Annotated in this window: 22 protein-coding genes; 7 read left to right on the top strand and 15 right to left on the bottom strand. The window is 62.2% G+C overall.

The annotated features are described in order from the left end of the window. From ACMGF5_RS05950 to ACMGF5_RS05935, 4 genes are all read right to left on the bottom strand, one after another. Entirely contained in the window at positions 1-1,098 is a 1,098-nt protein-coding gene (locus ACMGF5_RS05950) for an AGE family epimerase/isomerase (RefSeq protein WP_204919000.1), read from the bottom strand. A 49-nt stretch (positions 1,099-1,147) separates the two neighbouring features. Beyond that, complete coding sequence (locus ACMGF5_RS05945) at positions 1,148-1,780, bottom strand: TetR family transcriptional regulator (protein ID WP_115273777.1); 633 nt, start codon at positions 1,778-1,780, stop codon at positions 1,148-1,150. Positions 1,781-1,847: 67 nt separating this feature from the next. Next, positions 1,848-3,545 (bottom strand): hypothetical protein, encoded by a 1,698-nt coding sequence (locus ACMGF5_RS05940; protein WP_237860358.1) that lies wholly within the window; start codon positions 3,543-3,545, stop codon positions 1,848-1,850. 175 nt (positions 3,546-3,720) lie between these two features. Continuing rightward, positions 3,721-4,128, bottom strand: a complete 408-nt coding sequence (locus ACMGF5_RS05935; protein ID WP_414157648.1) for a phage infection protein — start codon at positions 4,126-4,128, stop codon at positions 3,721-3,723. A 295-nt stretch (positions 4,129-4,423) separates the two neighbouring features. On the opposite strand from ACMGF5_RS05935, the gene ACMGF5_RS05930 reads away from it, so the two are divergent. Then, on the top strand, positions 4,424-6,490 hold the full coding sequence (locus ACMGF5_RS05930) for an AsmA family protein (protein ID WP_414157647.1): 2,067 nt from the start codon (positions 4,424-4,426) through the stop codon (positions 6,488-6,490). Between the two features lie 32 nt (positions 6,491-6,522). Here ACMGF5_RS05930 and ACMGF5_RS05925 read toward each other — a convergent pair whose 3' ends face one another. Continuing rightward, entirely contained in the window at positions 6,523-7,053 is a 531-nt protein-coding gene (locus ACMGF5_RS05925; protein WP_012316447.1) for a ferritin-like domain-containing protein, read from the bottom strand. Between the two features lie 48 nt (positions 7,054-7,101). Further along, on the bottom strand, positions 7,102-7,443 hold the full coding sequence (gene osmE / locus ACMGF5_RS05920) for an osmotically-inducible lipoprotein OsmE (protein WP_414157646.1): 342 nt from the start codon (positions 7,441-7,443) through the stop codon (positions 7,102-7,104). Positions 7,444-7,569: 126 nt separating this feature from the next. Between osmE and ACMGF5_RS05915 the strand changes: the two genes are divergently transcribed. Then, positions 7,570-8,460, top strand: coding sequence for an esterase/lipase family protein (locus ACMGF5_RS05915; protein ID WP_251962418.1), 891 nt, complete (start codon positions 7,570-7,572; stop codon positions 8,458-8,460). Here ACMGF5_RS05915 and ACMGF5_RS05910 read toward each other — a convergent pair. Next, entirely contained in the window at positions 8,441-9,334 is an 894-nt protein-coding gene (locus ACMGF5_RS05910; protein ID WP_414157645.1) for a DMT family transporter, read from the bottom strand. The two genes, ACMGF5_RS05915 and ACMGF5_RS05910, sit on opposite strands and share 20 nt — an antisense overlap. Positions 9,335-9,477: 143 nt before the next feature. Between ACMGF5_RS05910 and ACMGF5_RS05905 the strand changes: the two genes are divergently transcribed. The 3 genes from ACMGF5_RS05905 to ACMGF5_RS05895 all read left to right on the top strand — a co-directional run bounded on the left by ACMGF5_RS05905 (position 9,478) and on the right by ACMGF5_RS05895 (position 11,694). Continuing rightward, the gene (locus ACMGF5_RS05905) at positions 9,478-10,266 is read left to right on the top strand and encodes an AraC family transcriptional regulator (protein ID WP_119687835.1); all 789 of its coding nucleotides are present in this window, start codon (positions 9,478-9,480) and stop codon (positions 10,264-10,266) included. Between the two features lie 64 nt (positions 10,267-10,330). Continuing rightward, a complete protein-coding gene (locus ACMGF5_RS05900; RefSeq protein ID WP_012316442.1) occupies positions 10,331-10,615 on the top strand; it encodes a PsiF family protein in 285 nt (94 codons plus the stop codon). Positions 10,616-10,686: 71 nt separating this feature from the next. Next, complete coding sequence (locus ACMGF5_RS05895) at positions 10,687-11,694, top strand: AI-2E family transporter (RefSeq protein WP_046787823.1); 1,008 nt, start codon at positions 10,687-10,689, stop codon at positions 11,692-11,694. An 84-nt stretch (positions 11,695-11,778) separates the two neighbouring features. Here the strand turns inward: ACMGF5_RS05895 and ACMGF5_RS05890 are convergent, their stop codons facing one another. Beyond that, positions 11,779-13,044 (bottom strand): Hsp70 family protein, encoded by a 1,266-nt coding sequence (locus ACMGF5_RS05890; protein WP_039602723.1) that lies wholly within the window; start codon positions 13,042-13,044, stop codon positions 11,779-11,781. Between the two features lie 164 nt (positions 13,045-13,208). On the opposite strand from ACMGF5_RS05890, the gene cbpA reads away from it, so the two are divergent. Both cbpA and ACMGF5_RS05880 read left to right on the top strand, forming a co-directional pair. After that, a complete protein-coding gene (gene cbpA, locus ACMGF5_RS05885; protein WP_046787825.1) occupies positions 13,209-14,162 on the top strand; it encodes a curved DNA-binding protein in 954 nt (317 codons plus the stop codon). 2 nt (positions 14,163-14,164) lie between these two features. Next, the gene (locus tag ACMGF5_RS05880; RefSeq protein WP_012316438.1) at positions 14,165-14,470 is read left to right on the top strand and encodes a chaperone modulator CbpM; all 306 of its coding nucleotides are present in this window, start codon (positions 14,165-14,167) and stop codon (positions 14,468-14,470) included. Positions 14,471-14,534: 64 nt separating this feature from the next. On the opposite strand, the gene ACMGF5_RS05875 is transcribed toward ACMGF5_RS05880, so the two are convergent. The 7 genes from ACMGF5_RS05875 to cycA all read right to left on the bottom strand — a co-directional run bounded on the left by ACMGF5_RS05875 (position 14,535) and on the right by cycA (position 22,290). Continuing rightward, complete coding sequence (locus ACMGF5_RS05875) at positions 14,535-15,050, bottom strand: GNAT family N-acetyltransferase (RefSeq protein WP_046787826.1); 516 nt, start codon at positions 15,048-15,050, stop codon at positions 14,535-14,537. 31 nt (positions 15,051-15,081) lie between these two features. Continuing rightward, positions 15,082-15,780 (bottom strand): urea ABC transporter ATP-binding subunit UrtE, encoded by a 699-nt coding sequence (gene urtE, locus ACMGF5_RS05870; protein ID WP_012316436.1) that lies wholly within the window; start codon positions 15,778-15,780, stop codon positions 15,082-15,084. Positions 15,781-15,882: 102 nt separating this feature from the next. Then, positions 15,883-16,740 (bottom strand): urea ABC transporter ATP-binding protein UrtD, encoded by an 858-nt coding sequence (gene urtD, locus ACMGF5_RS05865; RefSeq protein WP_069974045.1) that lies wholly within the window; start codon positions 16,738-16,740, stop codon positions 15,883-15,885. Continuing rightward, on the bottom strand, positions 16,737-17,816 hold the full coding sequence (gene urtC, locus ACMGF5_RS05860) for an urea ABC transporter permease subunit UrtC (protein ID WP_115273785.1): 1,080 nt from the start codon (positions 17,814-17,816) through the stop codon (positions 16,737-16,739). The genes urtD and urtC overlap by 4 nt, the downstream gene beginning before the upstream one ends. After that, on the bottom strand, positions 17,816-19,336 hold the full coding sequence (urtB, locus tag ACMGF5_RS05855; RefSeq protein ID WP_404602291.1) for an urea ABC transporter permease subunit UrtB: 1,521 nt from the start codon (positions 19,334-19,336) through the stop codon (positions 17,816-17,818). The genes urtC and urtB overlap by 1 nt, the downstream gene beginning before the upstream one ends. A 95-nt stretch (positions 19,337-19,431) precedes the next feature. Then, a complete protein-coding gene (gene urtA, locus ACMGF5_RS05850) occupies positions 19,432-20,697 on the bottom strand; it encodes an urea ABC transporter substrate-binding protein (RefSeq protein WP_012316432.1) in 1,266 nt (421 codons plus the stop codon). A 186-nt stretch (positions 20,698-20,883) separates the two neighbouring features. After that, entirely contained in the window at positions 20,884-22,290 is a 1,407-nt protein-coding gene (cycA, locus tag ACMGF5_RS05845; protein WP_414157644.1) for a D-serine/D-alanine/glycine transporter, read from the bottom strand. Between the last annotated feature and the right edge of the window lie 63 nt (positions 22,291-22,353).

The following is a 22,353-nucleotide window of genomic DNA, read 5'->3' as shown; positions in this document are numbered from 1 at the left end:
TCAGTTCAGGCGCTGCAAGCCTTCCAGGCAAGTCGCCAGGTGATAGGGCGTAGTCGAAGGCATGTCATGCCTGCTGACCGCACCTTCACCATCGCGGCACTCATACCAGCCTCCATCGTGCAGGAAGCGCTGGTGCATTGCCTGCAACTGCTCAGCCAGCTTCACTCCACTCCCTGGCCGCAGTGCAAGCGCCCGCAGATACTCAGCCTGTGCCCAGATCCGCTGGGTCGCATCGATCACCTGGCCATCCACAGCCAGCATCGCCAGCACGGCAGCATCCTTCACTCCGCACTGCTCGGCGTAAGCGAATGCGCGGTCGATGGACGCATGCAGCGGCGTACCGCGCAGCAGTGCCGAGGTATGCAGCAGGTAGAACCACTCGAACTGGTGCCCCGGCTCGAACCAGTTATCCACAGCACCGCGGGGTTTTTCCAGCATCAGGCCATGTTGCGGTTCGATGAAGTGCGTCTGCAGGGCTTGGCACAGTTGCAGCAGTGCCTGTTGCACACCTTGATCTGCACGCACGGCGAGAACCTGCAGGAAGGCTTCGGCCAGGTGCATCTGTGGGTTTTGCAGCGGGCCGCTGCCGAGGTCGGACCAGTCTTCACCGAGGCTCGCTTCGTAAAGGCCGTCATCGCGGGCAAACTGCTCGCTGACGATCTCGAGGGCAGCATTGAGCGCCGATTCCACCAGGCTTTCGCGGACTTTTCCCCAGTAATGAGCGCAGGCAAACACGATGAATGCGTGGGTGTAGAGGTCTTTGCGCCGGTCCAGCGGCTTGCCTTGGGCATCGATGCTGTAGAACCAGCCACCATGTTCGGCGTCGTGGAAATGCCGCTGCAGCGAGCGAAACAGGGCTGCGGCCCGCTCTGCCGCTCCCGGTTGCTCGATACGGCTGCTGAACAGGTACAACTGACGCGCGCAGGCCATCGCCCGGTAGCGCTGCACTGGCAGCGGGCGGTGCGTAGCATCCAGGGCCTCGTAGGGCAGGGCCATTTCGGGATTCCAGCCGGAGCCCAGCCACACTGGCACGATGCGTTCGGCGAAGTGCTGGTTGAAGCGGGCCAGTTCGGCTGGAGTGGGGCGGGGGTCGGACATGAATGCGCTCGTCACAATCGGCAGTGCGCCATGGTAGCAGAAGTGCGCTTCAGCCCGGATTACCCAAACCCTGCCAATGCCGCGCACCGACGAAGATGAAGCGCAACTGCTGGGTGATCTTGTCCCGTGCACTCAGCGCCTGTGGATAACCTTGTTCAGGGTTGTCGATCAGTTCCGGCAGGGTGGCGAACACGGTCTTCACCACCAGGTCGGCAATCACCGCCAGCGCTGCTCCGTTCAGGTGCTGCCAGCGTTTCATTCGCGCAAGGTCGGTGGCCAGGTCGTTGCTGATACCTTGGCGCAAGCGGCCGATGGCATGGCGCACTGCCTGCGAGCCGCCGTACTGCTCGCGGGCCAGGAACAGGAACTGGGCCCGGTGGGCGGCTACCACGTCGAGGAAGATGCGTACCGAGGCGTCGGTGATACCGCCGAGTTCGAACTCGTTCTGCCGCACCAGGCGGATGGTCTGGCGGAAGGTGTCATCGACCTCGGCCACCAGGGCCAGGCCCAGGGCGTCCATGTCGGTGAAGTGCCGATAGAACCCGGTGGGCACGATGCCGGCGGCCTTGGCCACTTCGCGCAGGCTGATGCTGCCGAAACCACGGCCACTTTCCATGAGCTGGCAGGCCGCGTCGAGCAGGGCCTGGCGAGTCTGTAGCTTCTGTTCGGCGCGCGGCAGCATGTCAGGCCATTGATCGCGAAGGAAACCTGCACTTTATTGGCTCATGGACAAAAGTCAAAAAAAGGTTTCACGCTGCCTGCCCGTCGTGGTGGCGGGACGCGTAATGCTCGATGTAGCTGTCGCTGCTGATCGGCACCTCCAACATTCTCATGTCCATGCGTTTCAACCGCTCCAGAATCAAGGGTGCATGCTGTACCAGCAGTGCCTGTTTGCGGTTTGCCCAGCTCCTGATCTGCCTGGAGGATGCTGCCTGGGTCCGTACCAGCGCCACAGCGTGTTGCTCTAACTGGCTGAGCAGAAACACATCGAGGATAACGCCATCCAGTGGGCTTTCATCGATATGGGCCAGGTAGCGCACACTGGCCATGCGTACCCCCAGCAGCTTGGCCAGCAGCAGCATGTCCTCGCTTTGCAAGAACCGGTCACGCTTGTCGGCAATGCCTGAGCGGATGAGGTCGATACAGGTGTCGAGGTGTTCGAGCAGACGCTGGCGCTTTTTGCCCTTCACTGCGTGCGCGCTGGCTGGGGCCGCGTGTTTCATGAAGTAGGCAGCGGCCTTGAGCATGATCACCAGGTTTTCGCCTTCGGCAGTGATCGCGCCGTTATTGTTCAACAGGTAACCGATGATCTTGTTCGCCGCGAACATGCCTTGTGCGCCACAACGTTCACGGCAGCGCACCAGAATGTCCTGGCTGGCCCAGGTTGAAACTGCCTTGAGAATTGCCACTTCGTTGAGTACGTCAGGCGCTAAAGGCTTGAGCGCATCCTTGCCGTGCCCGGCGACGATCTGTTCAAGCCACGCGGCATGAACTAGGTTGGTCACGACATCAATGGCCAGTGGGTGGCGATATGTGGGATGGGCAAGCAAGTTGACCGGACCGGCCGGGCTGAAGGTCTGGCGTTTCTGTGCGTAGGTGTAATTGATATGCAAGCCGGCCATCGCCACCGCCAGGGCGCAACTGGCCATGCACAGCTTGCCGGACTGGACACGTTCGATGGAGCGCATGAAGCGTTGGCTGCGTGTAGTGGCCAGCGTGCGCAGTTGCCCATCGCGGTCCAGTTCGATGGTGCCTCGCTGCAAGAGCGCCTCGTAAGGGAGTTCAACGTTTTCGAACGAGGTCATGGCATTGTCCAGGTGCATCCCTGGTTTGTGGCCCAGTGCAGTAATACGAACACCGGGGAAGGCCGTGTCGCCCGCATGCAGTGGCACAAGAAACGGCAAGATACCGATGAACTTGTCATTGACCATCAGGCGCGCCATCACCACTGCAATCTTGGGCAAGGGGCTATGCGTGCTGTTTGGCATGAACTTGTAGGATTGGCGGCTGGGCGAATCAAGCACGAATATCTGTCGCTCGGGGCAATAGCGTGCTTCTGTTTCCAGTGAGAAAAGATTGCTGCCATACCCCAGTTCCGTGGCGAGGTATACACCGATTGCCGTGCCTTCGTTCAACTGTTTGTACAGGCTGCGCACATAGTCACTGTCATTGCCCATCGATTTGATCGAGCCCATGCACAAGTTGTAGTGAATCGAGATCATCGATGCCAGAGCACCGTCATGCATGGCACAGGTTGTATGAAACCGAAGCAACTTAGGCAGATCGGCAAGCAATGCATCGCCCTGCAGGCTTGGCTGCGCCAACAGTTCAATGAAGGTTCGTTTGGCCTCTTCGCTGTTCTCGATCGGCCGGGCAATGAGCGCCAGCAGTCTTTCGTCCAGCCAGTCAGGCCTGAGTGCTATCAGATCGGTTGCCGGGTTTCTCATTTGAACGCTCCGTAGCCATACCTTCAGTAACCTAGCAATGGCGATGGGCGATGTGGAACTAGCAGAATTACCAGTTGCGCGGGGCGGTGTTACCTGAAAACAAAGCCCGGTCAATTGACCGGGCTGGGAGGTGGGTAGGCACTTTGATGCAGGTTGTTGTTTTCGGCCATGGAGATCAGCTCACACGGCTGATTTCGATCAGGCGATCCGAACCGCCTTCGGCAACGCGGCCGGTGCGCTCGATCAGGCGATCCGAACCACCCTCGGCAACGCGGCCGGTGCGCTCGATCAGACGATCCGAACCACCCTCGGCAACACGGCCGGTGCGCTCGATCAGACGATCCGAACCACCCTCGGCAACACGGCCAGTGCGCTCGATCAGGCGATCCGAACCGCCTTCGGCAACACGGCCACTGCGTTCGATCAGACGCTCGGCACCACCTTCGGCAACGGTTTTCAGCGTTTGGGCCATTTCAACAGCGCTGGAGCGCGATTCGGCGGTCAGGTGCTGATCGGCAGCTGGAACGGCGAAGGCGTTGGCAGCAAGGATGGACAGCGTCAGGGTCAGCAATTGGCGTTTCATGATTTCGGTGCTCCTCTCGGGGGCTGGAAAGTGGGTACGAAGCCAATGCTACGCTCGGCAACGCCAGAGAGAAGTTCATACGGGTAATGGTAACAATCGATGGTATTGATAGCGCGGTGTCAATGCTCTAACGCAGGTGTTTCAAGGCATCATGTGATAAAAAGCTGAGCAGGTAGGCAAGAAAACTTCACCGTCATGGGCTTCATGGATAAAACCCTGGGGGCTTTCATCAGTCGGAGATATTGAGTGCGATCGTTGCGCCCGTTTTGCCCCAAGCCGTCAGGAGAATAACGCAATGACGCGTCCCGCCAGAATCCTCGTCTGGACCCTTACCAGCCTGCTGACCTTGCTGGCGATACTGGTGGTTGTGATCGCCACCTTCGACTGGAACCGGGTCAAGCCATTGCTTAACGAGAAAGTCTCCGAAGCGTTGCACCGGCCGTTCGCGATCAACGGTAACCTGGCGGTGCACTGGCGCACTGAGCCGGAAGAAGGCGGGTGGCGCGCCTGGGTACCGTGGCCGCACTTCATTGCCGAGGACCTGGCCCTAGGCAATCCCGAGTGGCTGAAGGAGCCGAAGATGGTCGGCCTGGAGCGTGTGGAATTTCGACTGGCGCCGCTGCCGCTGGTATTCCAGCAGATCGTCATCCCGCGCATCGACCTGGTCAAACCCACCGCCAGCCTTACTCGCCTGGCCGATGGCCGCGCCAACTGGACCTTCGACTTCGGCCCCAAGGATGAGAATGCGCAGCCCTCCAAGTGGCAGCTGGATATCGGTGCCATCGGTTTTGACCAAGGTAATGTCAGCTTCGACGACCAGACCCTGAAAACCAGCATGAAGGTACAGATAGATCCGCTGGGCAAACCCATACCGTTCAGCGAGATCGTGGGTAAGGCAAGTGCCGACAAGGCCGGCGGCGCTCAGGACTATGCCTTCGGGCTCAAGGCCCAGGGCCGTTACAAGGGGCAGCCAGTCTCCGGTACTGGCAAGATTGGTGGCCTGCTGGCGCTGCAGGACGCCAGCCAGCCATTTCCGTTGCAGGCCGACGTGCGCGTTGCCGATACCCACGTAGTGCTTGCAGGCACCCTGACCGACCCACGCAACCTGGGGGCGCTGGATCTTCGCCTGCGCTTGTCAGGCGCCAGTTTGGGTAACCTTTATCCGCTGACGGGGGTGACCCTGCCAGACACACCAGCCTACGAAACCGATGGTCACCTGAAGGCCAACCTGCAGGCGGCCGAAGGTGCGACGTTCAACTACGAAGGATTCAACGGCAAGATCGGCAATAGTGACATCCACGGCGACCTGGCGTTCGTCGCCAGCCAGCCGCGGCCTAAGCTATCTGGCAAGCTGGTCTCCAACCAGTTGTTGTTCAAAGACTTGGCACCGCTGATCGGTGCCGACTCCAACGCCGAGCAGAAAGCCCGCGGGGGCGCCAGCAAGCAGCCTGCCGGCAAGGTGCTGCCGGTGGAGGAGTTCCGCACTGATCGCTGGCGCACCATGGACGCCGACGTCGAGTTTGCCGGCAAACGAATCGTCCACAGTGAGCAATTGCCGTTCAAAGACCTCTCTGCCCATGTAATTCTCGATGACGGCCTGCTGCGCCTGGAACCGCTGCGCTTTGGGGTGGCCGGTGGCAACCTGGCCTCCAGGATTCGCCTGGATGGCCGCAGCGTACCGTTGCAGGGGCGTGCCCGGCTGACCGCGCGTGGCTTCAAGCTCAAGCAGCTGTTCCCCACCTTTGCGCCGATGCAGACCAGCTTCGGTGAGCTCAACGGCGATGCCGATATCAGCGGCCGCGGCAACTCGGTGGCAGCCCTGCTGGGCACGGCCAATGGTGACCTGCGCATGCTGATCAACGATGGTGCGATCAGTCGCAGCCTGATGGAGATTGCCGGGTTGAACGTGGGCAACTACGTGATCGGCAAGCTGTTTGGCGATGAGGATGTGCAGATCAACTGCGCAGCAGCTGATGTTGGTATCAAGGACGGGCTGGCGAGCACGCGCCTGTTCATATTCGATACCGAGAACGCGATCATCTACGTCAACGGCACGGCCAACTTCGCCAGCGAGCAGCTGGACCTTGAGATCACTCCTGAATCGAAAGGCTTGCGGCTGTTCTCGCTGCGTTCGCCGCTGTATGTCCGCGGGCCGTTCGCCAAGCCCGGTGCGGGCGTGCAGGCGGTGCCGCTGGCATTGCGCGGCGTGGGCATGGTGGCACTGGGGGTAGTTGCAGGGCCTGCGGCGGGGCTGCTGGCGCTGGTGGCGCCGAGCAGTGGCGATGAGCCCAACCAGTGCACCCCGTTGTTGCAGCAGATGAAAGCCGGCAAGGCGCCGGCTGAGGTGAAAGGCAAGGGTTAAGTGAACCGGGGCCGCAAAGCGGCCCCTGGCGATTACAAGCCTTGCAGCAGATCGGACATGTCGTCTGCGTGTTCTTCTTCCTGAGCCAGGATGTCCTCGAAGATGCGACGCGTAGTCGGATCCTTGTCACCAATGTACTGAATGATCTCGCGGTAGCTGTCGATCGCGATGCGTTCGGCCACCAAGTCCTCCAGCACCATCTCCTTCAACGAGTTGCCTGCTACGTACTGGGCATGGGAATTCTTGGTCAGGTTGTCCGGGTTGAAGTCCGGCTCGCCACCCAGTTGCACGATGCGCTCGGCAAGCTTGTCGGCGTGTTCGGCTTCCTGGTTAGCATGCTCGAGAAACTCCTCGGCAGCCACGCTCGCCTTGATCCCGCTGGCCATGAAGTAATGACGCTTGTAGCGCAGTACGCAGACAAGCTCGGTGGCCAGCGACTCATTGAGCAGGCGCAGGATTTCCTGGCGGTCGGCGTGGTAACCCTCGGTCACCGCACCTTGCTCGACGTGCTCACGGGCACGCTTGCGCAGGGTTTGCACATCGGTCAGTTCAACGTTGCTCATGGTTATCTCCAGACAAATCAGGACGGGTGGTCAAGGTGTTGCGCAGGCTCACGCGCCGTGTACGGCTTCGCTGTCCTCTTCTCGTTGTTTGCACGTCTTGAAGCCCTTGGCATCGACATGGCCGGTGGCATCGAAGCGCACGTAGTAAGGCTGCTGATGGCCATCGCGGTTGAGGATGTAGTCGTTGCAAGTGCCTCCGTGCGGCAGGTCGGTCGCATTCGATGGGCTGCCGCCGATGGCGATGACTTTCTGCATGGTCATGCCGTTTTCGACTTGCTTGACCAGCGGCTCGTCGCGGTAGGTGACGTAGTCCACCGGGTTTTCCGGGCGGCTGCCACAGGCGGCCAGGATCGCGCTTGCCAGAAGGATTGCCAGGGTCTGTTTGTACATGGTCCCGCTCCTTGCTCAAGGGTCTGTTCTGGTTTGGAACCGCGCGGCGCGTCAGGAGTTCGATTGCGATGGTATTTCATGCCGCTGTAGTGTTGGTCGAACGTCCACGCAAAAGGGGCTGGGCCCATGCAGCAGGAATTGGCTACGCGCTACCCGTTGGTGCTGGTACCGGGCATGCTCGGCTTTGTCAGGGCATTGCTCTATCCCTATTGGTTCGGCATCGTGCCGGCCTTGCGCAAGGGCGGGGCGCAGGTGTTCCCCGTGCAGGTATCGCCCTTGCACTCCAGCGAAGTGCGCGGTGAGCAGTTGCTGGCAATCATCGAAGACATCTGCCAGCGTACCGGCGCTGACAAGGTCAACCTGATCGGCCATAGCCAAGGCGCCCTGAGCGCGCGTTATGCCGCAGCCAAGCGGCCTGACCGGGTGGCATCAGTGACTTCGGTGGCCGGGCCTAACCACGGCTCGGAACTGGCCGACCACTTGGCTCGCACAGCGCCGGGCGATTCACCCCAAGGGCGCATCCTCAGGGCTGTTTTGCATGGCCTGGCGGTGCTGCTGGGGTGGTTGGAAACCGGCTGGCGCCGCGACTCATTGCCTATCGACGTGCATGCCTCGCACCAATCGCTGACCAGCGCCGGCGTAGCGCTGTTCAACCAGGCTTATCCACAGGGCCTGCCCGACACCTGGGGCGGTGAGGGCGCGGGAGAGGTCAACGGCGTGCGTTACTATTCGTGGTCAGGCACCTTGCAGCCGGGTATCACCGACCAGGGGCGTAACCGCTTTGACGGCAGCAACCGCTTCTGCCGCCTGTTCGCCCGCAGTTTCGTCAAGGAAAAGGGCCAGTGTGACGGTATGGTCGGGCGCTTCAGTTCACACTTGGGGCAGGTGATCGGTGATGACTACCCGCTCGATCACCTGGACATCGTCAACCAGTCGCTCGGCGCCGTGGGCAAGGGCGCCGAGCCGGTGCGGCTGTTCACCGAGCACGCCGCCCGCCTCAAGGCTGCGGGGCTGTAGCGCTGCGGCGCACGGGGGTGGTCCAGCGTTCGGCGAGGACCACCCCGGCCAGGGTCAGCAAGCCGCCGATCAGGTGGTAGCTGGCCAGTTGCTCGTCGAGCACTGCGGCTGCGATCAGCGCGGTCACCAGCGGCAGCAGGTTGAAGAACAGCGTGGTGCGGCTTGGCCCCAGGCGGTGCACGGCCTGCATCCACACCAGCGGCGCGACCATCGAGGCCAGCACACAGGCGTACAGCACCAGGCCCACGTTATGCACGTTCAGGCCGGTCTTGTCCGAAAGCAGGAACAGTGGCAGCAAGACAATGATTGCCACCAGCACCTGCAGGTACAGCAGCTGCAAGGGCGGCAGGCGCAGCTGCCATTTCTTCAGCAGGAAGCTGTACAGCGCGTAGGCCAGGGTGGCCACCAGCATCAGCAGGTCACCGCGGTTCAGGCCTTGCTCCAGCAGGATACCGGGATGGCCGGCGGAGACGACTTCCAGCACACCGATGAAGGACACCGCCGCGCCCGTCAGGGCACCGTAGCTCAGCCGCTGGCCGAGCCATGCGATGGACAGGGCCAGCGACATCAAGGGCATCAGCGAGAGAATGATGCCCATGTTAGTAGCGCTGGTGATGCTGGCCGCGAAGTAGGCGAGGCTTTGGTACAGGGCCATCCCGAGCACGCCAAGGACGAAGATTCTGGGCAGGTGCGGACGGATGGCCGGGCGGTTGCGCCACACGGCCGGCAGCAGGAACGGGGTGAACAGCAGCCCTGCGAGCAGCCAGCGGTAGAAGCCGATCTCGGCAGGGTGAATGGCACCTGCGGACAGCTTGGTGACTACAGTGTTGCCGGCCCAAATGAGGATGGCGGTGAGGGGGTACAGATAATTCATGACGCAAAGGCTCTTGGATGCTCATAAGCCTCCGTGGGAGCGTGCCCGCTTTCACAGAGGTTGTATGATGGCCCCGTATTATCGTTTGTCTGTCAGCAAGCCTATACTCCTATCCAGACAACCTGCCCCTTGAAGCAGACAGCATGCGCCGCAAATACCTCGATATCCCCCAGTTCGACCAGCTTCCCGCGCCCGTCTACCTGCGCCACGACGAATTTGGCGCCGACACTCACAGCCCGCCCCATCGCCACACCTGGGGCCAGCTCAACTACACCGCCCATGGCGTCATGCACCTGGATGTCAATGGCCAGCGTTTTCTGTCACCCCCGCATTACGCGGTCTGGGTGCCGCCGGATACCGAACATGGTTGCTACAACCCTCAGGCCATCGTTTACCGCTCGGTCTATCTCGACCGCAGCCTGTGCGCCGGCCTACCGCAGCAGCCGTGCAGCCTGGTGATCAGCGATATCCTCAAGGCCATCCTCGGCGACTTCGCCCGCCGGGACGTCAAGGTGGCCAAGGACGAACGCGACCAGCGTCTGGTGCAGGTGCTGCTCGATCAGTTGCTGCTGGCACCCACCCAGACCTGCTACCTGCCCTTTGCTCAGAGCGAGGGCCTGCGCCAGGTGCTCGATGCCCTCGGCGCCGAACCTGGTGACAACCGCCCGCTGGCGGACTGGGCGGCGCAGGTGCATGTCAGCGAGCGCACCCTGGCGCGGCAATTTCTGCGCGAACTGGGCATTAGCTTTGGTGAGTGGCGCCTGCGCCTGAGGTTTTTGCGGGCTATCGAAGCGCTGGAGGCCGGCTTGCCGATACAGGCCATCGCCTTCGACCTGGGCTACAGCAGCGCCTCGGCATTCATCGCCATGTTCCAGCGTCAGGCCCATTGCACGCCGGAGCAGTACCGGCGGCAAGCGCGGACGGGTGTGTAAAATGTGTTGTCTACACTCACCTGCGACACCGTGCATCGGGCGCGGGAGACAAGGAGACCACTCCATGAAGATGCTGCACATGCCATTGCTGGCGTTGGCTGTTATGTTCAGTGCGCAGGGATTCGCTGCCACCGCTCAACAGGAAAAGATGACCTCTTGCAATGCCGACGCTTCTGCCAAGGCGCTCAAGGGCGATGAGCGCAAAGCCTTCATGAGCAACTGCCTGAAGAAAAGCGTACCGCCCACCCAGCAGGAAAAGATGAAGATCTGCAACGCTGACGCCAGCGCCCAGGCCCTCAAGGGCGACGAGCGCAAGGCCTACATGAGTGACTGCCTGAAGAAGAAATGACCTGCGCCTATGCCTGTAGGACGAAGGCTGGCAGACTGCGGTTCTTTTCCGTTGTCTGCCGTTGAGGCTGTATGACTTTCACCCCCCGCCAGGTCACCCTGGCCAGCTGGATCATCGTATTTGCCGGCCTGCTGCTGGCGCTCCCCCTGAAATTGTTACCCAGCCTGCTGGCCGGGCTGCTGGTGTTCGAGCTGGTCAACATGCTCACGCCACGCCTGCAGCCGATCATTGCCGGGCAACGCGCACGTTGGCTGGCGGTGGCGCTGCTGGGTACCCTGGTGGTCAGTACTCTGACCTTGCTGATCGCCGGCGCGTTCAGCTTCTTGCTGCACGAGGCAGAGAACCCCGGCGCCTCGCTGGACAAGTTCATGGCCCTGTTCGAGCGTGCCCGTGGCCAGTTGCCGCCGTTCATCGAGGCCTACCTGCCGGCCAGTGCCGCAGAGTTCAAGGTGGCCATCGGGGACTGGGTCAAGAGCCACCTCAGCGACCTGCAACTGGTAGGCAAGGGCATGGCGCACATGTTCGTGACGCTGCTGATCGGCATGATTCTCGGCGCCATCATCGCCCTGCAGCGCATCCCCGACATTTCCCGGCGCAAACCGCTGGCAGCCGCCTTGTTCGAGCGCCTGAGCCTGCTGGTGCAGGCGTTTCGCAACATCGTCTTCGCGCAGATCAAGATCTCGCTGCTCAACACCGTGTTCACCGGTATTTTCCTTGCCGTGGTGCTGCCACTGTTCGGTGTGCACCTGCCGCTGACCAAGACGCTGATCGTGCTGACCTTCCTGCTCGGGCTGTTGCCGGTGATCGGCAACCTGATGTCCAACACGCTGATCACGATTGTTGGCATGTCGCTGTCGATCTGGGTGGCTGCGGCCGCGCTGGGGTATCTGATCGTTATCCACAAGGTCGAGTACTTCCTCAACGCGCGGATCGTGGGGGGGCAGATCAGTGCCAAGGCCTGGGAGCTTTTGCTGGCGATGCTGGTGTTCGAGGCGGCGTTCGGGTTGCCGGGAGTGGTAGCGGGGCCGGTGTACTATGCGTACATGAAGAGCGAGCTGAAGCGGGCTGAGCTGGTTTGAGAGCTGCAAGCTGCAAGATAAAGCCGAACGCGGTGGGCCTTCCATCGCCAATCGGCTTGTAGCTCGCAGCTTGTAGCTCGCAGCTCACCCGTAACGCTTGCGCGCCTCGATTGCCAGCCCGCTGCCGATGCTGCCGAAGATATTGCCCTCCACATGCCGCGCATTCGGCAGCATTGCCGCCACACTGTTGCGCAGCGCCGGAATGCCGCTGGAACCACCGGTGAAGAACACCGTGTCCACCTGACCTTCGCTTACACCGGCCTTGGCCAGCAGTTCGGTGACGCTGCCACGCACTCGCTCCAGCAGCCCTTCGATCGCACCTTCGAACACTGTGCGGGTCAGGTCCACGCCTAATTCGCGCTCGACGCGGCCGAGGTCGATACGGCGGCTTTCGTGGTCGGTCAGCTCAATCTTGCTGGCCTCGACTTCCATCGCCAGCCAGTGTCCGGCCCGCTGCTCGATCAGCTTGAACAGACGGTCAATGCCAAGGGTGTCCTCGATGTCATAGCGCATGCTGCCCAACGCCAGTTGCGACTTCTGCGAGTACAGGGCGTTGATGGTGTGCCAGGTGGCCAGGTTGAGGTGGTAGCTGGTAGGCATCAGCGCCCCGCTCTTCATCCGGCTGCCGTAACCGAACAGCGGCATCACGCCCTGCAGGCTCAACTGCTTGTCGAAGTCGGTACCGCCGATGTGCACGCCGCCAGTGGCGAGGATGTCGCTCTGGCGCTCGGCGACCTGGTGACGCTCGGGTGACAGGCGTATCAGGGTAAAGTCCGAGGTACCCCCGCCGATATCCACGATCAGTACCAGCTCTTCACGGCTGATACCTGACTCGTAGTCGAACGCGGCGGCAATCGGTTCGTACTGGAACGACACGTCCTTGAAGCCGATCTTGCGGGCCACGTCGGCCAGGGTGTCCTCAGCCTCCTGGTCGGCAGCCGGGTCTTCGTCGACGAAAAACACCGGGCGGCCCAGTACCACCTGATCGAAGCTGCGGTCGGCGGCGGTTTCGGCACGCTTTTTCAGTTCGCCGATGAACATGCCCAGCAGGTCCTTGAATGGCAAGGCGCTGCCCAGCACGCTGGTGTCGTGCTTGATCAGCTTGGAGCCCAGCAGGCTCTTGAGCGAGCGCATCAGGCGGCCTTCGTAGCCTTCCAGGTACTCGTGCAGTGCCAGCCGGCCATACACAGGGCGGCGCTCTTCGATATTGAAGAAAACCACCGAGGGCAGGGTGATCTTGCCGTCTTCCAGGGCTATCAGCGACTCGACCCCGGGGCGGTGCCAGCCGACCGTGGAGTTGGAGGTGCCGAAGTCGATGCCAAGGGCACGGGCCGGGGATACGTCAGACATGGGAAAAGGGCTTCCGGAGGCAAAACGGCCGCGCAGTTTATGCCACTTGGCCAGAGAATCAAGACCGGTCGTCTGCCTTGAAGCAAAGCCAAGCGCACCTTGAAAGGCTATGCTTGACCCTTATCTTCAGATGCAACACGAAAATTCACATTGGTGATCCATAGATGGACTTCAAAGACTACTACAAGATACTCGGCGTAGAGCCCACGGCGGACGAGAAGGCGATCAAGGCCGCGTACCGCAAGCTGGCGCGCAAGTATCACCCTGACGTCAGCAAGGAGCGCGACGCCGAGGAGAAATTCAAGGAGGCCAATGAGGCCTACGAGGTACTTGGCGACGCCCAGAAACGCGCCGAGTTCGACGAGATCCGCAAGTACGGCGGCCAGCATGGTCGGCCATTCCAGGCCCCACCGGGCTGGGAGAACCGTGGCGGTGCGGGCGGTGGTTTCGAGGGTGGTGATTTCTCCGACTTCTTCAGCTCGATCTTCGGCGCACGGGGCCCCAACCCCTTTGGCGGCGCTCGGCAACAACGCAGTGCCGGCAGGCGAGGGCAGGATGTGGAACTGGAATTGGCGATCTTCCTTGAGGAAACCCTGAGCAAGGAGTCCAAGCAGATCAGCTTCCAGGTGCCGCAGACCAACGCCGCCGGCCAGCGTACCGGGTTCACCACCAAGACCCTGAATGTGAAGATCCCGGCCGGCGTGAGCGACGGTGAGCGCATCCGCCTCAAGGGCCAAGGTGCACCGGGCAGCGCTGGTGGTGCCAACGGCGACCTGTTCCTGACCATCCGCATGGCACCGCACCCGCTGTTCGATGTCGAGGGCCAGGACCTGATCATCACTGTGCCACTGGCACCGTGGGAGGCCGCATTGGGCACCAAGGTGGCGGTGCCGACCCTGGACGGCAAGATCAACCTGACCATCCGCCCCGACAGCCAGAGCGGCCAGCGCCTGCGTGTGCCTGGCAAAGGCCTGGCGAACAAGCAGGGTGAGCGCGGCAACCTCTACGCCCAGCTCAAGGTAGTCATGCCGCCGGCATCCGACGCCTCTACCCGCCAATTGTGGACCCAGCTTTCCGAGAAGGCGGCGTTCAATCCGAGGACACAATGGAGTAAGTGATCATGAGCAGCACCCTGATCGTTCAACTGGACATGCGCACGCTTTGCCAGGAGGCCGATATCACGGCCGACTACGTGGTCGAGATCGTCGAGCACGGCATCGTTGAACCTTCGGGGCGAACGCCGGAGGAATGGTTGTTCGATGATCAGGCGCCGCTGCTGGCCAGGCGTGCGGCAAAGCTGCACCAGGAGCTGGAACTGGAGTGGGAAGGGGTGGCGCTGGCGCTGGAGCTGTTGCAGGAAGTGCAGCAGTTGCGCAGTGAGAACAGCATGCTGAAACAGCGGCTGGGCAGGTTTACCCAGATGTGATGTCGACTGCAGTGGCCCCAGCGCCGGCTTGCTGGCGATGGGGCCACTGCAATCAGCAAAAAACTCAGGCTGGCTCTGCCCCCGGGTCGAGCACCAGCTGCATGAAAGTCAAATCCTGCCAGCGCCCGAACTTCACCCCCACCTGGGGCATCTGCCCGGTCACCACGAAGCCCAGACGCTCATGCAGGCGTACCGACGCGGCATTGCCACTCTCGATGGCCGCGACCATCACATGCTTGCCACACCCCCGCGCGCGCGCGATCAGTGCTGCCATCAATTGCGGCCCCAGGCCCTTGCCGCGCTGATCGCCACGGATATACACCGAATGCTCCACGGTATTGCGAAAACCCTCGAACGGCCGCCAATCGCCAAAAGACGCATAGCCCAGCACACCGCTGTGATCCACTGCCACCAGAATCGGATAGCCCTGCTGTGCCCGGGCCTCGAACCAGGCCTCTCGGTTCCCCAGGTCCACCGGCGTATCGTTCCAGATCGCCGTGGTGTTGCGCACCGCGTCGTTATAAATGTCGAGGATGCCCGGCACGTCGGCGGGCAGGGCATCGCGAATTTCGTGGCTCATTGCTGCGTCTCACAAGGTCTAGGGCTGCAGATTAAATGGTTACCAGCCCACGCACACCTTCGGCCTGCATGTTTTCACCGCGCCCGCGCTGGATGATTTCGCCACGGGCCATGACCAGATACTGGTCGGCCAGCTCCTCGGCAAAGTCATAGAACTGCTCCACCAGCAGGATGGCCATGTCGCCACGCTCTGCCAGGCGGCGGATGACCGCACCGATCTCCTTGATGACCGATGGCTGAATGCCTTCAGTGGGTTCGTCGAGAATCAGCAGGCGTGGCCGGCTGGCCAGGGCGCGGCCGATGGCCAGCTGTTGCTGCTGGCCGCCGGACAGGTCACCGCCGCGGCGTTGCTTCATCTGTTCCAGCACCGGGAACAGTTCGTAGATGAACGCAGGCACCTCACGGGCCTCGCGCGCCGGGAAGCGCGACAGGCCCATCAGCAGGTTTTCCTCGACGCTGAGCCGCGCGAATATCTCACGCCCCTGGGGCACATAGGCGATGCCTGCGTGTACCCGTTGCTGTGGCTTGAGCGTGGTGATCGGCTGGCCTTCCCATTCGACGCGGCCTTCGCGTGGCGGCACCAGGCCCATCAGGCAGCGCAGCAGGGTGGTCTTGCCCACGCCGTTGCGCCCGAGCAGGCAGGTGACTTCACCGACCTTGGCTTCGAAGGACAGGCCGCGCAGGATGTGGCTACCGCCGTAGTACTGGTGCAATTCACTGACTTCAAGCACTTTCAATTCCTCGTTCTTGTCAGCTACAAGCTTCAAGCTTCAAGCGGCAAGAGGGAGCGCACGGCTACTGCTTGCGGCTTGAGGCATGCCACTTGAGGCGCGTCAGCGCCCTAGATAAACCTCGACCACCCGCTCATCCGCTTGCACCTGCTCCAGCGACCCCTCTGCCAGTACGCTGCCCTGGTGCAGCACGGTCACATGGTCGGCAATGCTGCCGACAAACCCCATGTCGTGCTCCACCACCATCAGCGAATGCTTGCCGGCCAGGCCTTTGAACAGCTCAGCGGTGAACTCGGTCTCGGCATCGGTCATGCCGGCCACCGGCTCGTCGAGCAGTAGCAGTTGCGGCTCCTGTACCAGCAACATGCCGATCTCGAGGAACTGTTTCTGCCCATGTGACAGCAGGCCTGCCTGGCGCTGGGCCAGGGGTAGCAGGCGCAAGGTGGTCAGCACTTCTTCGATGCGTTGCTGTTGCTCACCGCTCAAGCGTGCCGTCAGGCAGGCCCAGACTGACTTATCGGTTTTCAGTGCCAGCTCAAGGTTCTCGAACACGGTCAGTGCTTCGAACACCGTGGGCTTCTGGAACTTGCGGCCAATGCCGGCCTGGGCGATCTGGTATTCGCTCATGCGGGTCAGGTCCAGGGTATCGCCGAAGAAGGCACTGCCGGTGTCGGGGCGCGTCTTGCCGGTAATCACGTCCATCATGGTGGTCTTGCCGGCACCGTTGGGGCCGATGATGCAGCGCAACTCCCCCACACCGATGTACAGGTTCAGGGCATTGAGTGCCTTGAAACCATCGAAGCTGACGCTGATGCCTTCCAGGCTCAGCACCGTGCCGTGACGGGTATCCAGCCCCGCTTCACGGCGGCTGCCCAGGCCGATGGCGTCACGGCCGCTGCCAAGGTTGTCGAATACCGGTTCGAGCATGAATTCCGGATGCACTGGGGGCACGCCTTTCATGGCTGGCTCCTTTTCTTCAGCAGGCCGACCACGCCCTTGGGCAGGTACAGGGTGACGAGGATGAACAATGCGCCGAGGAAGAACAGCCAGAACTCGGGGAAGGCCACGGTGAACCAGCTTTTCATGCCGTTGACCAGGCCCGCGCCCAGCAGCGGGCCGATCAGTGTGCCGCGCCCGCCCAAGGCTACCCAGACAGCAGCCTCGATGGAGTTGGTCGGCGACATCTCGCTGGGGTTGATGATGCCCACCTGTGGCACATACAGCGCACCCGCCAGGCCGCACAGCACGGCGCTCAGTACCCACACCAGCAGCTTGAAGCCCCGTGGGTCATAGCCACAGAACATCATGCGGTTTTCTGCATCGCGTACGGCGGTGAGCAGGCGGCCGAACTTGCTCTGGGTCAGGCGCCAGCACAGGTACAGGCTTGCCAGCAGCAAACCTACGGTCAGCAGGAACAGCACGGCGCGGGTGCCTTGGGAGGCAATGTCGAAGCCCAGAATCGTGCGGAAACTGGTGAAACCGTTGTTGCCGCCAAACCCTGTCTCGTTGCGGAAGAACAGCAGCATGCCGGCGAAGGTCAGGGCCTGGGTCATGATCGAGAAATACACGCCCTTGATCCGCGAGCGGAAGGCGAAGAAGCCAAACACCAGTGCCAGCAGGCCCGGTGCCAGCACCACCAGGCACAGCGCCCAGGCAAAGTGCTGGGTACCGGCCCAGTACCACGGCAGTTCGCTCCACGACAGGAATGTCATGAACCCCGGCAGGCCGTCACCGGCGGCCTGGCGCATCAGGTACATGCCCATGGCGTAGCCACCGAGGGCGAAGAACAGCCCGTGGCCGAGCGACAGCAGCCCTGCGTAGCCCCAGACCAGGTCCAGGGCAAGGGCGACGATGGCGTAGCAGAGGATCTTGCCGACCAGGGTGAGTGTGTAGGCCGAGACCTGCAAGGCATGGTCGGGCGGCAGCAACGACAGCAGCGCCATGGCCAGCAACAGCAGGACGACGACAGTACCGATGGCCAGCGACAGGCGCGGCCCGGCTTTTTGCGAAGCGGTGACAAGCAGTGGCTGGTTCATCAGTCGATTACCCGTCCCTTGAGGGCGAACAGGCCTTGCGGGCGCTTCTGGATGAACAGAATGATCAACGCAAGGATGAGGATCTTGCCAAGCACCGCGCCGATTTGCGGCTCCAGCAGCTTGTTGGCTATCCCTAGGCCGAAGGCGGCCCAGAGGCTACCGGCCAGTTGCCCGACACCGCCGAGCACCACTACCAGGAACGAGTCGATGATGTAGCTCTGGCCAAGGTCCGGGCCGACGTTGCCGACCTGGCTCAGCGCTACACCACCAAGCCCGGCGATGCCCGAGCCCAGGCCGAAGGCGAGCATGTCCACCCGCCCGGTGGACACACCACAGCAGGCAGCCATGTTGCGATTCTGGGTGACCGCACGTACGTTCAGGCCCAGCCGCGTGCGGTTGAGCAGCAGCCAGGTCAGCAGTACCACCGCCAGGGCGAAGGCAATGATCACCAGGCGGTTGTAGGGCAGCACCAGGTTAGGCAACAGCTGGATGCCACCAGACAGCCAGGCCGGGTTGCTGACCTCGACGTTCTGCGCGCCGAACAGCAGGCGGATGGCCTGGATCAGCATCAGGCTGATGCCCCAGGTCGCCAGCAGGGTTTCCAGCGGGCGGCCGTAGAGGTGGCGGATCACCGTGCGCTCCAGGGCCATGCCCACCCCGGCGCTTACGGCGAAGGCCACTGGCAGGGCAATCAGCGGGTAGAACTCGATTGCGCCTGGCGCGTAGCGCTGCAGCAGCACCTGGACCATGTAGGTGCTGTAAGCACCGAGCATGAGCATCTCACCGTGGGCCATGTTGATCACGCCCAGCAGCCCGAAGGTGATCGCCAGGCCAAGGGCCGCCAGCAGCAGGATCGAACCCAGCGACAGGCCGCTGAAAGCCTGGCCGAGCAGCTCACCGAACAGCAGCTTGCGTTTGACCTGCGCCAGGCTTGTTTCAGCGGCAGTGCGCACGCCTGCGTCGGTTTCCACATCGGGTTGCAGCAAGGCCTCCAGGCGGGTGCGGGCCAGCGGGTCGCCGGTTTCACCGAGCAGGCGTACCGCCGCCAGGCGCACGGCTGGCTCGCTGGCGCCCAGTTGCAGGTTGGCCAGTGCCAGGCCAAGCGCTGCGTGCACGGTAGTGTCGGGTTCGCTGGCAAAGCGCCGGTCGAGGAATGCCATTTGCGCCGGTTGTGCACTTTTTTGCAGTTGCTGGGCGGCGGCCAGGCGAGTGTCGCTGTTGTCGCTGAGCAACTGGTGGCTGGCCAGGGCGTTATCGATCAGGCCGCGCAGGCGGTTGTTAAGGCGCACCTTGCGGGTGTCATCGGCTGCGATGCGGCCCTGGCGCAGGTTTTCCAGCAGCGGCAGGCGCGCGGCTTCGGGTTGCGCCGCCCAGCCTTCGAGCAGGCGAGCCTGCTCGGCGGGCTTGGCGGTGAGGAAGAATTCGCCCTCGCTGGCCTGGGTTGCCAGGGGCAGCAGGAGCAGCAGGGTGAGGAGGAGTCTGAGCATGCGGGCAATCCTGGAAATCGGCGGTGGATTCATCGCCGGCAAGCCGGCTCCCACAGGGTGGTGCTGTTCTCAGGGCCCTGTGGAAGCTGGCTTGCCAACGAAGGGGCTGCAGCGCAGCCCCAGTGCACTCAGTTGCCTTTCACTGCATAGTCAGGGCGCTTGTCGTTGCCCGGAATGAACGGGCTCCACGGCTGCGCGCGCAGCGGCTGTTCGGTTTCCCAGACCACGCTGAACTGCCCGTCATCCTGGATTTCGCCGATCATCACCGGCTTGTGCAGGTGGTGGTTGGTCTTGTCCATGGTCAGGGTGAAGCCGGACGGTGCCTTGAAGGTTTGCCCACCCAGGGCTTCGCGTACCTTGTCGACATCGGTGGACTTGGCTTTTTCCGCCGCTTGCGCCCACATGTGGATGCCCACGTAAGTGGCTTCCATCGGGTCGTTGGTCACGGCCTTGTCGGCACCCGGCAGGTTCTTGGCTTTGGCGTAGGCTTTCCAGTCGGCGACGAACTTCTGGTTGACCGGGTTATCCACCGATTCGAAGTAGTTCCAGGCGGCGAGGTGGCCTACCAGTGGCTTGGTGTCGATGCCGCGCAGTTCCTCTTCACCCACCGAGAACGCCACCACCGGTACGTCGGTGGCTTTCAGGCCCTGGTTGGCCAGTTCCTTGTAGAACGGTACGTTGGAGTCGCCGTTGACGGTGGAGATAACGGCGGTTTTGCCGCCTGCCGAGAACTTCTTGATGTTGGCGACAATGGTCTGGTAATCGGCGTGGCCGAACGGCGTGTAGACCTCTTCGATATCCTTGTCGGCCACGCCTTTGCTGTGCAGGAAGGCGCGCAGGATCTTGTTGGTGGTGCGCGGGTAGACGTAGTCGGTGCCGAGCAGGAAGAAACGCTTGGCGCTGCCGCCGTCTTCGCTCATCAGGTATTCCACGGCCGGGATCGCTTGCTGGTTGGGCGCGGCGCCGGTGTAGAAGACGTTCGGCGACATCTCTTCACCTTCGTACTGCACCGGGTAGAACAGCAAGCCGTTGAGCTCTTCGAACACGGGCAGCACCGACTTGCGTGACACCGAGGTCCAGCAGCCGAACACCACCGCGACCTTGTCCTGGGTCAGCAACTGGCGGCTCTTTTCGGCGAACAGTGGCCAGTTGGATGCAGGGTCGACCACCACCGGTTCGAGCATCTTGCCGTTGACCCCGCCCTTGGCGTTGATCTCGTCGATGGTCATCAGCGCCATGTCCTTGAGCGATGTTTCGGAAATCGCCATGGTCCCGGACAGCGAATGCAGGATGCCGACCTTGATGGTCTCGGCGGCCTGGATGCTCCAGCTAAGGCCCATCGCCGCAATCGATGCGCTGAGGGTAAAGGCCTTGATCAGACTGCGACGCTTCATGTGCTCTCTCCGCTGAGTTTTTTTGTGTTGGCCAAGCGGAGGGGGCTGTTGCAAGGGGTGTGCCGAACGGCAAAAGGTGCGTAATAGAAGGGCTGTGCGAGGTGTTGGGGCGTTTGCAAGGTCCAGGTTGGTGCTTGAGATGTTTGTGTGCACAGGATTGGGGCTGCAAGGCAGCCCCGGAGTGCATCAGCTGTTGCGTACAGCTGTCCGCGGATGGCGCTTGCTACGCACACCCTGGTAGGTGACGGCCAGCAACACGAACCAGATCGGCGTGACGATCAGCGCAGAGCGGGTGTCCGCTTCCAGGCTCAGCAGCACCAGGATAAAGGCAAAGAACGCCAGGCACACGTAGCACATGAAGCGCCCGCCCGGCATTTTGTAGGTCGACGCCTGGTGCAGCGCCGCACGGGTTTTGCGGTACTTCAGGTACGACAGCAGGATCAGCGTCCAGACAAACATGAACAGCACTGCCGAAACCGTGGTGACCAGGGTGAATGCTTCGATCACGTTCGGCACCATGTAGATCAGCACCGCGCCAAGCAGCAGGCAGGTGCACGAGAAGTACAGGCCGTTGGCCGGTACGGCGCGGCTCGACAGTTTTTCGAATGCGCGCGGTGCGTCGCCTTCCTGGGCCAGGCCGAAGAGCATGCGGCTGGTGGAAAACACGCCGCTGTTGGCCGACGAGGCCGCCGAGGTCAGCACCACGAAGTTGATGATGCTCGCCGCCGCTGGCAGGCCGGCCAGCACGAACAGCTCGACGAACGGGCTCTTGCCCGGCACCACATCGCGCCATGGGGTCACAGCCATGATCGCGATCAGTGCCAGCACGTAGAACACGATGATACGGATCGGGATCGAGTTGATCGCCCTTGGCAGGGTGCGTTCAGGGTTCTTGGCTTCGGCGGCGGTGGTGCCGACCAGCTCGATGCCGACGAAGGCGAACACGGCAATCTGGAAGCCGGCGAAAAAGCCCATCAGGCCGTTGGGGAACATGCCGCCGTCGTTCCACAGGTTGGCCAGCTGCGCGGTGCGCCCGCTCGGCGACTCGAAACCGGTGATGACCATGTACAGGCCGGTGGCGACCAGGCCGAGGATGGCGACGATCTTGATCAGGGCGAACCAGAACTCCATCTCGCCGAACATCTTCACGGTAACCAGGTTAAGCGACAGCAGTACTGCAACGCAGGTCAGGGCGGGTATCCACCGTGGCAGGTCCGGGAACCAGAACTGCGTGTAGGCGGCAATGGCAACCACGTCGGCAATGCCGGTGACCACCCAGCAGAACCAGTAGGTCCAGCCGGTGAAGTAGCCGGCCCAGGGGCCGAGCAGGTCGGCCGAGAAATCGATGAACGACTTGTAGTTGAGGTTCGACAGCAGTAGTTCGCCCATGGCGCGCATGACGAAGAACAGCATGAAGCCGATGATCATGTAGACGAAGATGATCGACGGCCCCGCCAGGCTGATGGTCTTGCCCGAGCCCATGAACAGGCCGGTGCCGATGGCGCCACCGATGGCGATCAGCTGGATGTGGCGGTTGGTCAGGTTACGCTGCAGGTGCTGCGCTTGAGCAGGAGGGGAAGAGGTCCGGGTCATTGGCTGCATTCCATTGAGGGTCAGTCTTTTTGTGAAAGCCGCGTAGGCTAACACGCGCGTCCC

Origin of the sequence: Pseudomonas sp. BNK-15, assembly GCF_047456105.1 — a bacterium.
GTDB lineage: Bacteria > Pseudomonadota > Gammaproteobacteria > Pseudomonadales > Pseudomonadaceae > Aquipseudomonas > Aquipseudomonas putida_E.
Note: the sequence above shows the minus strand (reverse complement) of the source record. Positions and strands in the feature narration are given on the sequence as shown.